The sequence below is a fragment of the Streptomyces sp. Tu 2975 genome (assembly GCF_009832925.1).
In the GTDB taxonomy this organism is placed as follows: Bacteria; Actinomycetota; Actinomycetes; order Streptomycetales; family Streptomycetaceae; genus Streptomyces.
Map to the genome: position 1 here is coordinate 4,223,011 of NZ_CP047140.1, position 12,840 is coordinate 4,235,850.

General features: G+C 70.3%; 12 protein-coding genes and 4 tRNA genes. 9 read left to right on the forward strand and 7 right to left on the reverse strand.

Annotation, left to right across the window (positions count from 1 at the left end):
* The first annotated feature begins 49 nt into the window (after positions 1-49).
* Both GLX30_RS18660 and bldC read left to right on the forward strand, forming a co-directional pair.
* On the forward strand, positions 50-889 hold the full coding sequence (locus tag GLX30_RS18660) for a hypothetical protein (RefSeq protein ID WP_159690173.1): 840 nt from the start codon (positions 50-52) through the stop codon (positions 887-889).
* Between the two features lie 480 nt (positions 890-1,369).
* Positions 1,370-1,576: a developmental transcriptional regulator BldC gene (gene bldC / locus GLX30_RS18665; protein ID WP_003949541.1), complete on the forward strand. Its 207-nt coding sequence runs from the start codon at positions 1,370-1,372 to the stop codon at positions 1,574-1,576.
* A 367-nt stretch (positions 1,577-1,943) separates the two neighbouring features.
* Here the strand turns inward: bldC and GLX30_RS18670 are convergent, their stop codons facing one another.
* The 3 genes from GLX30_RS18670 to hrpA form a co-directional block, all read right to left on the reverse strand.
* Positions 1,944-2,189, reverse strand: coding sequence for a DUF6274 family protein (locus GLX30_RS18670; RefSeq protein ID WP_159690176.1), 246 nt, complete (start codon positions 2,187-2,189; stop codon positions 1,944-1,946).
* Between the two features lie 167 nt (positions 2,190-2,356).
* A tRNA-Asp gene (locus tag GLX30_RS18675) sits at positions 2,357-2,431 on the reverse strand.
* Positions 2,432-2,525: 94 nt separating this feature from the next.
* On the reverse strand, positions 2,526-6,476 hold the full coding sequence (hrpA, locus tag GLX30_RS18680; RefSeq protein ID WP_159690179.1) for an ATP-dependent RNA helicase HrpA: 3,951 nt from the start codon (positions 6,474-6,476) through the stop codon (positions 2,526-2,528).
* Positions 6,477-6,589: 113 nt separating this feature from the next.
* On the opposite strand from hrpA, the gene GLX30_RS18685 reads away from it, so the two are divergent.
* From GLX30_RS18685 to GLX30_RS18695, 3 genes are read left to right on the forward strand one after another with little or no spacing between them, the layout of a single operon-like run.
* The gene (locus GLX30_RS18685) at positions 6,590-7,006 is read left to right on the forward strand and encodes a hypothetical protein (RefSeq protein WP_159690182.1); all 417 of its coding nucleotides are present in this window, start codon (positions 6,590-6,592) and stop codon (positions 7,004-7,006) included.
* A 54-nt stretch (positions 7,007-7,060) separates the two neighbouring features.
* Positions 7,061-7,792: a DsbA family protein gene (locus tag GLX30_RS18690; RefSeq protein WP_159690184.1), complete on the forward strand. Its 732-nt coding sequence runs from the start codon at positions 7,061-7,063 to the stop codon at positions 7,790-7,792.
* Entirely contained in the window at positions 7,789-8,622 is an 834-nt protein-coding gene (locus tag GLX30_RS18695; protein ID WP_159690187.1) for a cytochrome c biogenesis CcdA family protein, read from the forward strand. The genes GLX30_RS18690 and GLX30_RS18695 overlap by 4 nt, the downstream gene beginning before the upstream one ends.
* Before the next feature lie 130 nt (positions 8,623-8,752).
* On the opposite strand, the gene GLX30_RS18700 is transcribed toward GLX30_RS18695, so the two are convergent.
* The 4 genes from GLX30_RS18700 to GLX30_RS18715 all read right to left on the reverse strand — a co-directional run bounded on the left by GLX30_RS18700 (position 8,753) and on the right by GLX30_RS18715 (position 10,732).
* Positions 8,753-8,826, reverse strand: a tRNA-Phe gene (locus GLX30_RS18700).
* A 22-nt stretch (positions 8,827-8,848) separates the two neighbouring features.
* Positions 8,849-8,923, reverse strand: a tRNA-Asp gene (locus GLX30_RS18705).
* A gap of 39 nt (positions 8,924-8,962) precedes the next feature.
* Positions 8,963-9,035 (reverse strand) — tRNA-Glu (locus GLX30_RS18710).
* Positions 9,036-9,115: 80 nt separating this feature from the next.
* Positions 9,116-10,732 carry a metallophosphoesterase gene (locus GLX30_RS18715; protein ID WP_159690189.1) on the reverse strand — a complete coding sequence of 539 codons (1,617 nt, stop codon included), beginning with the start codon at positions 10,730-10,732 and terminating at the stop codon, positions 9,116-9,118.
* A 74-nt stretch (positions 10,733-10,806) separates the two neighbouring features.
* On the opposite strand from GLX30_RS18715, the gene GLX30_RS18720 reads away from it, so the two are divergent.
* The 4 genes from GLX30_RS18720 to GLX30_RS18735 all read left to right on the forward strand — a co-directional run bounded on the left by GLX30_RS18720 (position 10,807) and on the right by GLX30_RS18735 (position 12,704).
* Positions 10,807-11,157, forward strand: a complete 351-nt coding sequence (locus GLX30_RS18720; RefSeq protein WP_037774286.1) for a metallopeptidase family protein — start codon at positions 10,807-10,809, stop codon at positions 11,155-11,157.
* Entirely contained in the window at positions 11,154-11,651 is a 498-nt protein-coding gene (locus GLX30_RS18725) for a CrcB family protein (protein ID WP_159690192.1), read from the forward strand. The genes GLX30_RS18720 and GLX30_RS18725 overlap by 4 nt, the downstream gene beginning before the upstream one ends.
* The gene (gene crcB, locus GLX30_RS18730; RefSeq protein WP_159690194.1) at positions 11,648-12,010 is read left to right on the forward strand and encodes a fluoride efflux transporter CrcB; all 363 of its coding nucleotides are present in this window, start codon (positions 11,648-11,650) and stop codon (positions 12,008-12,010) included. The genes GLX30_RS18725 and crcB overlap by 4 nt, the downstream gene beginning before the upstream one ends.
* Before the next feature lie 103 nt (positions 12,011-12,113).
* Complete coding sequence (locus GLX30_RS18735) at positions 12,114-12,704, forward strand: hypothetical protein (RefSeq protein WP_244258209.1); 591 nt, start codon at positions 12,114-12,116, stop codon at positions 12,702-12,704.
* The last annotated feature ends 136 nt before the right edge of the window (positions 12,705-12,840 follow it).

Sequence of the window (12,840 nt, forward strand, 5' to 3'; positions counted from 1 at the left end):
TGCCGAGGATCACCCTCTCGCGGGGTACCGGCGTGGAAGGATTCGCGGCATGCCAGCGCTGTCCTCGGTTCTTGTCCCTTACGCGTCCTACCTTCGGATCTACGAGCCGCTGGCGGCCTTCCCCGAGCCGGAACGCGGCCACTGGGCCCGCTACGCCCGCAGGGAGACCACACCGACCGCCCAGGACGAACTGCGCCGTTCATTGGCCGACTTGCTGCCGACGCCGCCCGTCCCGGTGCCGGTCCACGAGAGCGCCGACGCGTTCGTGGCGGACGTCGACGGAGTGGTCTGCGTGTGCCCCTGGCGGACCCGGCTGCGCGGCTGGCTGGCCCTGGAGGAGCTTCCGCGGCAGCTGCCGGCGCAGCTGCTGGACGCGGCGCTGCCGCAGGTCGTGCGGGACCAGGCGGCGGCGGACTTCGAAGAATGGCGCGCGCGTAACCCGGACGCCCGGCCGTGGATCAGGTCTGCGGCCTGGCATGTACCGGTCGGCTGGTTCACGCTTTTCGCCGACGAGGAGCGTGAGTACGAGGCGACCGGTCCGGCCGCGCCCGTGCTGCGGTACCGGACACCGATGGTCCAGGCGCGCAGACGGGTCGCACGGGCGCTGCGGACGCTGCGGGAGACGATCGACGAGGGTCCGCTGACCGACGGCCTGCTGGACGTCGGCCGCTGGCTCGAGGAGTTCCACCCGCGGTCGCTGGTGGAGCTGGATTACGGGGGCCTGGTGCACGCGCTGCCGGGCGGACAGCTGGCGCAGGACCGTTCCGCGGCCGATGTGGCGGAGGGGATCGCTGCGCTGCGGGCCGGCGACGGTGAAGGCGCGGCTCGGGCGTACGGGCGGCTGACCGAGCGCTGGCGGGGCGTCAGGGACCGTCAGTTCGCCAACTGAAGGCCGACTTCGTTGTCGGGGGTGCGCTGCGTACAGGACGTGGGTCCCGATCCGGGCACTTGCCCCTAAGCGTGACGGACGGCACTAACCGCGCTCTTGCGCCCATCACCTACCCTCGTGTCAAAATAGGACAAGGAGTCCGGGGAGGGTTCCTTCCGTCCAAGTAAGGGCGGAATGCTCAGCATTGCACGCTATGGGGGGTCTGGCGACTCCTGATCGCTCTGTGACTGATCGTTACTGTGACGTGACTGTCCGTTATGGCATGGTCCATCGGGCTTCGGCCGCTGATGGACACCTGAGAGGGCAATTCCATCGGTTTGGCCGACGTGGCTGGACAGATGGTGTAGTTGTAGTGCCGAGGACAAGCCGTTCGTCCTATAACCGACTCGGCCCGCGTCTGCCATTTCGGGCAACGCGGGTCAAGGTGCAGAATTTAGAGGAAAGAACCGAGAAGGTTCGGTTCTCCCGAGGAGGCCGCTCATGACCGCTCGCACCCCTGATGCCGAGCCGCTGCTGACCCCGGCTGAGGTTGCCACCATGTTCCGCGTGGACCCGAAGACGGTTACCCGCTGGGCCAAGGCAGGCAAGCTCACGTCCATCCGCACGCTCGGAGGACATCGCCGGTACCGCGAGGCAGAGGTCCGCGCACTGCTTGCGGGTATCCCGCAGCAGCGCAGCGAGGCCTGAACACCCCTGTAACACCGGGCATTTCCGGGGCCCCCACCTCGGAGAACCCACCCCTAGCTCCATGTGACGGTGCTCTGCCCCAACAGACCCTCGTCATTGATCGCGCTGGACTCCGCCGGGTCCAGCGCGATTTTTTTGTGCCCGGAAGGGGCGCCGGGGAGCCTTGTGCCGGCCTGCGCCGGACTTGTGCCGGCGTGCGCCGGACCGCTTCGGGGGGTAGTGCAATGGCACACATTAAATCGGACGGTTGTAGGGAGGGGTTAAAAGGAGGGGTTCTGAAAACCCGTTCGGTGACTCCCGTCACACCGCACGACTCTTGCCAAACTCCAGCCTGTCACGGAACCGGATGCGCCAGGGCGGCTGTTGGTCACTCCTTGGTGGGACCTTCGTCCTCGGCCGCCGGGGCCTTCGGCGCCTCTGCCGGCGGCCGGGTGGCGGGCGGCTGTGCCTGCCCGCTGCCGGGCGGCTCCTCGTCGGGGCGCTCCATGGCGAGCCGCAGGAGGCGATGGCAGATGGGACAGGACCTTGTGAGGTGCCGGTAGCCGGATGCGGCGGACAGATGGGCGCGCAGCAGTGCCCGGGTCTCGTACCGCCGTGCTGTGGACGCCGCCATGCACGTCACCTCCGGGTGTGTGCCGTCCCCTTGGGTCTTACGTCCGGCTCGGGCCGGATGCGAACGAAAGACCCTAGTGACTGGGTACCCGTGGCAGATGACGCCGTCAAGACGCCCGGACACGACGAAGGCCCGCATCGAATGATGCGGGCCTTCGTCATATCGCGCGGTCCTGACGGGATTTGAACCCGCGGCCTCCACCTTGACAGGGTGGCGAGCACTCCAAACTGCTCCACAGGACCAGGTTTCGCAGCCGGTGTTTGCTCCCTTGGCTGCGAGAGAGACTGTACAGCAGGTGCGACCATCAGGTCGAACTCACTCCAGGCGACCGGCCTGTCACGGCGCGGCCGCGTCGATGGCCTTAACGATCCGCTTGTCGGACACCGGGTACGCCGTGCCCAGCGCGTGCGCGAAGTAGCTCACCCGCAGCTCCTCGATCATCCAGCGGATGTCCAGGACCTCCTGCGGCACCGGCCGGCCTTGCGGCAGCTGCTCGAGCAGCCAGGCGTACTCGTCCTGCATCTCGTGGACCTTCTCCATGCGCGTGGTGTCGCGCTGGACGGCCGTGGGCATCTGCTGGAGGCGGCGGTCCACGGCCACCAGATAGCGCATCAGGTCGGGCAGCCTGCGCAACCCCGTGCGGGTCACGAAGCCGGCCGGTACGAGGGCCGCCAGCTGCTCACGGACGTCCTGGACGTTGTTGAGGAGCACCAGGCTGTTCGTGGCCTTCAGACGGCGCTCACAGGCCTGCCAGGCCGCGAGGATCTGCTGCACCTGGTCGATCGTGCGGACGGTCAGGTCGACGAGGTCGGCCCGCACCTTGTCGAACAGCTTCCGGAACGATTCCTCGTCCCACGCCGGTCCGCCGTGCTCCGCGATCAGACGGTCGGCCGCGGCCAGGGCGCAGTCCTCGAAGAGCGCCTGGACCGAGCCGTGCGGATTGCGGGAGAGCGCCAGCTTCTGCTGGTTCGTCAGCTTGTCGGAGGCGAACTTGGCGGGATTCACAGGGATGTTGAGCATGATCAGACGGCGGGTTCCGCGCCACATCGCCTGCGCCTGCTCCGCCTCGGTGTCGAAGAGCCGTACGGAGACGGAGCCGCCCTCGTCGACCAGGGCGGGGAACGCCTTGACCGGCTGACCCGCGCGCCGCGTCTCGAAGACCTTCGAGAGCGTGCCGATCGTCCAGTCCGTGAGTCCGGTGCGCTCCAGGGACTCGCCGGAGGGGCTGGAGGAGGCGGCGGCCTTGGAGAGTGCCTGGCGGGCCTTCGGCTTCAGCTGGAGCCGAAGCGCCTCCAGATCCTTGTCCTCCGCGAGCTTCTTGCGGCGCTCGTCGACGATCCGGAACGTGATCTTCAAGTGGTCGGGCACACGGGAGAGATCGAAGTCGTCCGCCGTGACGGGCACGCCGACCATCCGCTGCAGCTCCCGCGCGAGCGTGACCGGCAGCGGCTCCTGGAGCGGTACGGCCCTGGCCAGGAACGCCTTCGCGTAGTTCGGCGCGGGTACGTAGTGGCGGCGGACCGGTTTCGGCAGCGAACGGATCAGCTCGGTGACCACGTCCTCCCGCAGGCCCGGGATCTGCCAGTCGAAGCCCTCGTCGGTCACCTGGTTCAGCACCTGCAGCGGGATGTGCACAGTGACACCGTCCGCATCCGCGCCCGGTTCGAACTGGTACGTCACCCGGAACTTCAGCCGGCCCTGCCGCCACGAGTCCGGGTAGTCGTCCTTGGTGACCGCACCCGCCTTCTCGTTGATGAGCATCTCGCGCTCGAAGTCGAGCAGGTCGGGCTGCTCGCGGCGCTTTTGCTTCCACCAGGAGTCGAAGTGCGCGCCGGACACCACGTGTTCGGGCACCCGCTGGTCGTAGAAGTCGAAGAGGGTCTCGTCGTCCACCAGGATGTCGCGGCGGCGGGCGCGGTGCTCCAGCTCCTCGACCTCGGTCAGCAGTCTGCGGTTGTCCGCGAAGAACTTGTGGTGCGTGCGCCAGTCGCCCTCGACCAGCGCGTTGCGGATGAAGAGGTCACGCGAGACCTCCGGGTCGATCCGCCCGTAGTTCACCTTCCGCTGGGCGACGATCGGCACGCCGTAGAGCGTCACCTTCTCGTACGCCATCACCGCGGCCGCGTCCTTCTCCCAGTGCGGTTCGCTGTACGTACGCTTCAGCAAATGCTGTGCGAGCGGTTCGATCCACTCCGGCTCGATCCTCGCGTTGACCCGCGCCCACAGGCGGGACGTCTCCACCAGCTCGGCGGACATCACGAACCGCGGCGGCTTCTTGAAGAGGGCCGAGCCGGGGAAGACGGCGAACTTGGCGCCGCGGGCGCCCAGGTACTCGTTCTTCCCTGTACTCCTTCCGCTCTCGCCCCCGGTCTCCTTCACGTCCTTCATGCCGACGTGCGACAGCAGACCCGCGAGCAGCGAGACGTGGACGGACTGCTCGGGCGCGTCGTCGTCATTGAGATGGATGCCCATCTGCTTGGCGACCGTGCGCAGCTGGGAGTAGATGTCCTGCCACTCCCGAATGCGCAGGAAGTTCAGATACTCCTGCTTGCACATCCGGCGGAAGCTGGAGGAGCCGCGCTCCTTCTGCTGCTCGCGGACATGGCGCCACAGGTTGAGGAAGGCGAGGAAGTCGCTCGTCTCGTCCTTGAAGCGGGCGTGCAGCTGGTCGGCCTGCGTCTGCTTCTCCGCCGGACGCTCGCGCGGGTCCTGGATCGACAGGGCGGCCGCGATCACCATCACCTCGCGCACACAGCCGTTCTTGTCGGCCTCGACGACCATGCGGGCGAGCCGGGGGTCGACCGGCAGCTGGGAGAGCTTGCGGCCCATCTCCGTCAGCTTCTTGCGGGGATCCTTCTGCGCCGGGTCGAACGCGCCCAGTTCCTGGAGGAGCTGCACACCGTCGCGGATGTTGCGGTGGTCCGGCGGGTCGATGAACGGGAACTTCTCGATGTCGCCGAGTCCGGCCGCCGTCATCTGGAGGATCACCGACGCCAGGTTCGTACGGAGGATCTCCGCGTCGGTGAACTCGGGCCGGGCGTTGAAGTCGTCCTCCGAGTACAGCCGGACGCAGATGCCGTCCGACGTACGGCCGCAGCGGCCCTTGCGCTGGTTGGCGCTTGCCTGGCTGATCGCCTCGATGGGCAGCCGCTGCACCTTCGTGCGATGGCTGTAGCGGGAGATACGCGCGGTCCCCGGATCGATCACGTACTTGATGCCGGGGACGGTCAGCGACGTCTCCGCGACGTTGGTGGCCAGGACGATCCGGCGGCCGGTGTGCTGCTGGAAGACCCGGTGCTGCTCCGCGTGCGAGAGCCGCGCGTAGAGAGGGAGCACCTCGGTGAAGCGGTACTGCTTCTTGTTGAGCGCCTCCGCCGTGTCACGGATCTCGCGCTCGCCGGAGAGGAAGACGAGGATGTCGCCCTTCCCCTCGCCCATCAGCTCCTCCACCGCGTCCGTGATCGCGGTGATCTGGTCGCGGTCGCTCTCCTCGCCGTCCTCTTCGAGCAGCGGGCGGTAACGGACCTCGACGGGATATGTACGCCCGCTGACCTCGACGATCGGGGCGTCACCGAAGTGCCGGGAGAAGCGCTCGGGGTCGATCGTCGCGGACGTGATCACGACCTTGAGATCGGGACGCCTCGGCAGCAGCTGCGCCAGGTAGCCGAGCAGGAAGTCGATGTTGAGCGACCGCTCGTGGGCCTCGTCGATGATGATCGTGTCGTAGGCGCGCAGCTCGCGGTCGGTCTGGATCTCGGCGAGCAGGATGCCGTCCGTCATGAGCTTCACGAAGGTGGCGTCCTGGTTCACCTGGTCGGTGAAGCGGACCTTCCAGCCGACGGCCTCGCCGAGCGGGGTGTCCAGTTCGTCCGCGACCCGCTCCGCGACGGTGCGGGCGGCGATACGGCGGGGCTGCGTGTGGCCGATCATGCCGCGCACGCCACGGCCCAGTTCGAGACAGATCTTCGGGATCTGGGTCGTCTTGCCCGAGCCGGTCTCACCCGCGACGATCACGACCTGGTGGTCCCGTATCGCCTCCAGGATCACGTCCTTCTTCTGACTGACCGGAAGCTGCTCCGGGTACGAGACCGCGGGCACACGGCCGGCCCGGAGGGCGGTGCGGGCCGCGGACTTCTCCGCCTCCGCGGCGATCTCGTCCAGCACGGCCTGCCGAGCCTCGGGCTTACGGATGCGGCGGGCGCCTTCGAGACGGCGGCCGAGCCGGTGGGCGTCGCGCAGCGACGCCCCGGCCAGCAGGGTCTGAAGGTCGGCGAGGGAAGTAGACATACGACCTCCAGGATCGCACCCCCGGGAAACCACTGGCGAACTCATTTCACGCGCAGCCTGGTGCAGTATGGAGCGAATCCGCCCCCCGCCCTACTCGAAGGGACAGCGCGTCCATGCTGATCGGCCGCGACCGCCGGCACCGCCTCGTGGTGTCCGCGAGCCTGCTGCTCGGTCTGCTGGGAGCGCTGCTCGGGTGCATGGGCACGGCGGCCGCGGCCGCGGACCCCGCACCGGTCCTCGTCGCGGGACCGGACGCCACGCCCGCGTCGACGGCCGGGCCGGTGGCAGCTCCCGCGCAGCCCCCGGGCTGCGGGCAGGGCGCCGACGACAACGACAGGGACGCCCACCCCGGGACGCCCCCGCGCGGCAGCTCCCCGTACGAACTGCTGCCCGCGCTGCACCAGGCCGGCGGTCCCGCCGGCCCCGGGGCCCTGCTGCCCGACCGGGCCTTCCTCGACGAGTCGTCGCTGCCCGCGCCGCCGCCGGCGGCGCCGCCCACCCCGGTCACCCTCTCCGTCCTGCGCGTCTAGGCCCGGCAGCCCTCTCCACCGCCAGTCGCCGGACCTTCGCCCAGGAGCACCACCATGTCGTCTTCCCCTTCCCGTAAGCCCCTCGCCATCGGCGCGGGTGTCCTCGTCGCCGCGCTGCTGCTCGGCTTCGCGTCGTACACCGCCACCAAGCCGGACGCGTCCGCCGGCGGTTCCTCCGCCGTGGCCGACGTCTCCGCCGACCCGCGGGACGGCGCCTATCCGGAGCTCGAGAAGCTCGCCCGCCGCGAGGCCGCCGATCCGCTGGCGACGGGCCGCGCCGACGCGCCCGTCGTCATGGTCGAGTACGCGGACTTCCAGTGCGGCTACTGCGGAAAGTTCGCCCGCGACACCGAGCCGGAGCTCGTCGAGAAGTACGTCGAGGACGGGACCCTGCGCATCGAGTGGCGCAACTTCCCGATCTTCGGCGAGGAGTCGGAGGCCGCGGCACGCGCCGCCTGGGCGGCGGGCCGGCAGGGCCGTTTCTGGGAGTTCCACGCGGCTGCATACGCGGATGGGGCCAAGGAGAAGGGCTTCGGCAAGGACCGGCTCGACGCGCTGGCGCGTGAGGCGGGGGTGGCCGATCTCGGGCGCTTCGCACGGGACCTCGACAGTGATGCGGCGCGGCAGGCCGTGAAGAAGGACCAGGAGGAGGCGTACGGGCTGGGTGCGACGTCCACCCCGTCCTTCCTGATCAACGGGCGGCCCGTCGCGGGGGCCCAGCCGATGGCGACGTTCACCGAGGCCATCGAGGCGGCGAAGCAGGCCGCGGGCAGGAACGGCAGGTGAGCGACATCGGCTATCTGGCCGCCTTCCTCGGCGGTCTGCTGGCGCTGGTCAGCCCTTGCAGCGCCCTGCTGCTCCCCGCATTCTTCGCCTACTCGGTCGACTCGGCCGGCCGGCTGCTGGCCCGCACGGGAATCTTCTACGCGGGCCTGGCCACCACCCTCGTCCCGCTGGGCGCGGCGGGGTCGTACGCGGGCCGGTTGTTCTACGGCCACCGTGACCTGCTCGTCCTGGTCGGCGGATGGCTGATCGTCGCGCTCGGCGTCGCACAGATCCTCGGCATGGGTTTCGCCTCTCGCCGTATCGCTTCGGTGTCCGGCCGTATCCGCCCGACGACAGCGGTGTCCGTGTACGCGCTCGGCCTCGTCTACGGCCTGGCCGGGTTCTGCGCGGGTCCGATCCTGGGCAGCGTGCTGACGGTGGCGGCGGTCAGCGGCAGCCCGGTGTACGGCGGTCTGCTCCTCGCGGTCTACGCCCTCGGCATGGCGGTCCCGCTCTTCGTCCTGGCGCTGCTGTGGGAACGGTTCGACCTGGGCCGCCGCCGGTGGCTGCGCGGCCGGACGCTTCGGGCGGGTCGATTCGAGCTGCACACGACGTCGCTGCTCTCAGGGCTGTTCTTCGTCGTGCTCGGCACGCTGTTCCTGGCCTTCGACGGCACCACGGCCCTGCCGGGACTGCTCTCGGTCGACGACTCGTTCGCGGTCGAGGAGTGGGCGTCGGGCCTCGGCGGCGCGATCCCCGACTGGGCGCTGCTGGTCCTGGTGGTGACGGCTACCGCCGTGATCGTCGCCGTCCGCCTCCGGGCCGGCCGCGGCGACCGCGAGCGCGCCTGATGTGCGGGGCCCGCCCGGCCGGGGCGGGCCCTTGCGGCGCGGACGATGTCCCGGGACATTCCGTGGACGCCCCTGACTTTCCTTGAGCACGACGACGGCCCCGGCTCGAAGAGCCGGGGCCGTCGGATTGTGGCTGGGGCCGGGGTCGAACCGGCGACCTATCGCTTTTCAGGCGATCGCTCGTACCAACTGAGCTACCCAGCCACGAAGCTCTTTCGAGCTTCAGCGGTCCTGACGGGATTTGAACCCGCGGCCTCCACCTTGACAGGGTGGCGAGCACTCCAAACTGCTCCACAGGACCAAGCTATGTGCGAGACCAAGTCTCGCACACGGTAAAGCGTGCCCCCAACGGGATTCGAACCCGTGCTACCGCCTTGAAAGGGCGGCGTCCTGGGCCACTAGACGATGAGGGCTAAGGGCCCGCCTGGGCGCTTCGCAGCGCGTCGGGGACGTGAGAAGCATATGGGATGCGGGGAGCTATCGCCAAAACGGTTTACGGCGTGGGGCTCGGCGTGCCGGGGGACGGTGTGCCGGAGGGGGCTTCGGACGGCGATCCCGACGGTGAGGGCTCCGCCGTCGGGTCCTCGGCGAGGTGGCGGCTGACCTCGGCCGTCGTCAGTCCGAGACCGCCCAGGGTGATCTCGTCCCACGCCTGCATCCGGCGGGTCGTCCGGTCCAGATAGAGGACGGAGGCGCGTACCTTCTCCGGCTTCACGTTCTGGACCGCTCGCAGGCCGCCGCCGCCCGTGGAGCCTTCGATCTTCAGCCGTGTGCCGTGCTCGAGGAGCTCCGTCCGGCGCTTGTGGATGTGGCCGGCCAGGACGAGCGGAACCGTGCCGTCGGTCTCGCGGGCGGCGACCGGGTTGTGGGCGACGGCGATGTCGACGGGCGTGCCCGCGGCCTCCTGGTCGCGCAGGGCGGAGGCCAGGCGGATGCCTGTCATCCGCTCGGCGGGGTCGCCCTGCGCGACCACCGACCGGTCGGGGGTGAACTGCGGGTCGCCGCTGCCGGCGATACGCAGCCCGGCCACGGTCACGGCCCTGCCGTCGTCGAGCACGTGCACGTTCTTGAGGCGGGAGAGGTACTCCTGGGTGATGCGCGAGTCGTGGTTGCCGCGCACCCAGACGTACGGTGCGCCCAGGTCGGAGATCGGGTCCAGGAAGCCGTTCTCGGCGGCGGAGCCGTGATCCATCGTGTCGCCGGAGTCGATGATCACGTCGATGTCGTACTGCTCGACGAGCGACGCGATGATGTGCCAGGCCGCCGGGTTGAGGTGGATGTCGGAGACGTGCAGCACCCGCATCGTGCCCGGGTCGGGCTGGTAGGCGGGGAGCGTGGAGGTCGCCTCGTACAACTTGGTGACGTTGGTGACGAGCCTGGCCAACTCCTCCTGGTAGATGCCGAACTCGGTGACGATCGAGCGGGCGTTGCCGACGACGGACGGCGCGGACGTCAGCAGACCGGAGAACTTGGGCTCAAGAACGGACTTCGGGTTCCAGGTGGCGTACGCGCTGACGCCGGACGCCGCCAGCAGGGCCAGGGCCAGGCCGCCCGCCGCCAGTGCCCGGCGGGGGCGGCGGTAGACGGCGAGGCCGAGCGCAGTGGCTCCGGAGACGACGGCGACGCAGGACCGGAAGGCCAGCTCCGCGGTGCCGTCCTGCACGTCGTGGGTGATCTCGTCCTGGAGGCCGGAGATCAGTTCCGGACGTTCCACCAGGGCCTGGGAGCGGACCGGGTCCAGGCGGTCCACGTCGACGTCGAGACGCACCGGTGCGGTGTGCGAGTCGAGCTCCAGCGCGCCCAGCGGAGAAACATTGATCTTCGTTCCGCCGTTCAGGGACGGCCGCAGCGTCATCGTCGTGTCCATGGGGCCGACCGGCGTACGGACGTTCCCGACGATCAGCAGCCCCAGCCAGGCGCCGACCAGGACGACGGCGGTCAGTCCCAGCGCCCTCACCCACGGCCGCGGGGCCGGGGCGAGCGGGGGGAAGGAGGCCCGTCCGGTGGGCGCATCGCGTTTGCGCAGGCGGTGGAGGAGTCGGCTCAGTGCGGCGGGGATCGGCGGGGACGACGTGGGCGAGCGGTGCGGTTCCTGGGCTTGGCGGGCCATTGGTCCCGTATGCCCACACCGGCGGGCGGCCATGCCGGGGCGACCACCCGCACGGCGTACGTGACAATGGCCGGGTGCTGGAGATGACGCGCGAGGAGTTCGAGGAACTGGTCTCCGAGGCCCTGGACAGGATCCCGCCCGAACTGACGCGACTGATGGACAACGTCGCCGTGTTCGTGGAGGACGAGCCCGCCTCGGACGACCCCGACCTGCTCGGCCTCTACGAGGGGACTCCGCTGACCGATCGCGGGGAGTGGTACGCGGGCGTGCTGCCCGACCGCATCACCATCTACCGAGGGCCGACGCTGCGGATGTGCGAGTCCCGCGAGGACGTCGTCGCGGAGACGGAGATCACCGTGGTGCACGAGATCGCGCACCACTTCGGGATCGACGACGAGCGGCTGCACGAGCTGGGGTACGGGTGACCTCGGGCGCCGACGCCACCGGCGACGCGGAGGCCATCGACCCGGACGTCGACCTCCACGTCCCCGCCCAGCGGGCCGAGACGGCCGGCTGGCACAAGTGGCCGGTGCTCGCCGCGATTTCGGCGGGCGGTGCGGTCGGCGCCTGCGCGCGCCACGGCGCGACCCTGCTGTGGCCGGCGCACGAGGGCACGTTCCCGTGGGCGGTCTTCTGGGTCAACGTGACCGGCTGCGCCCTGATCGGTGTGCTCATGGTGCTCGTCGGCGAGGGAGGCCGAACGGCGCCCGCGCTGGTGCGGCCCTTCCTCGGGGTCGGCGTGCTCGGCGGGTTCACGACGTTCTCCACGTACGCCCTCGACTTCTCGGGCCTGTGGGAGCGTGGAGAGGCCGGCATCGCGTTCGCGTACGCGGGCGGCACGCTCGCCGCGGCGATGGGCGCGGTGTGGATGGGGGCCTCGGCGACACGGGCGGCGCTGAACCGGACCGCGGCGCCGTGAACTGGCTGCTGGTGGTCGTGGGCGCCGCGGTCGGCGCGCCGCTGCGGTACCTGACGGACCGTACGGTGCAGGCCCGCCACGACTCGGTGTTCCCGTGGGGGACGTTCGTGGTGAACGCCGCGGGAAGTCTGGTGCTGGGTGCCCTGGCGGGGGCGTCGGTGTCCTCGCCGGCGTACGCGCTGCTCGGCACGGGTCTGTGCGGGGCGTTGACGACGTACTCCACGTTCTCGTACGAGACGCTTCGCCTGGCCGAGCGGGGACGGCGGTTCCTGGCCGTGGCGAACGTGGCCGCCTCGATGCTGGTCGGGCTCGGATCGGTGTTCCTGGGGCTGGAGTTGGCCCGCGCTCTCACCGCATGACCTGTCGCACCGGCCGGCGCCGTCGTGGGATCCCGGGCGTGTCCCTCGTGGGGTGAAGGGAGTTGGTCAGGAAAACCGCGTTCCCTGTCCCGGAGGTGCCCCCGTGCGCCAGTTGTCAGCCCCCGGCCGTACGGCCGTCTGGATCGCCGCCTCCATGGCGGTCCTGGCCTCGGCAGGCTGTATGAGCGTGAGCGACGACGGCGGGGCGAAGCCCGCGCCCAGCTCGTCCGGGGAGCGGCGCGGGACGGGGGCGGAACCGGACGGCGGACATGTGCTCCCGGGCGGCCATGGACGGCAGGCAGGCGGCGGGGACTCCTCCCGCGACGTCGACGGGAAGGACGAGAGCGCTTCGCCCGCCCCGAGCGGTTCGGCCTCCGCGGATGCCCGGCCTTCCGAGGCCGCCCCGCCGCCCTCGGAGCCGAAGCCGTCCGCGCCCCCCGGGGGCTCCGCGCCCTCCGCGTCCGCGCCACAGCCGTCGATGCCGCCGGAGGAGTCGCCGGAGCCGCCGGTGGAGAGCCCTCCGCCGTCACCGCCGCAGCCGTCGGACCCGCCGAGTGCCTCATCCGCGCCCGAGGTGCACGCGGATGCGATGCGGGTGGTGCCGGCCGACGATGACGCCGAACCCTCGGCGTCACCGCAGTCCCGCCCGGACGGGGCGGGCCGGAGCGACGGGGCGGGCCGGTCCGCCGCCTAGGGGTGTGCCGGGCGTCACTCGGGCGCGGTTTGCCTTCGGTGGGGGAGGGTGCGTATGGTGGTAGATCGTTTGATCCCATTGCCCGGCGCCGAAACAGAAGAGCGCCGCGTGGCGCGTACTCTCCCTAGCCGTGGCT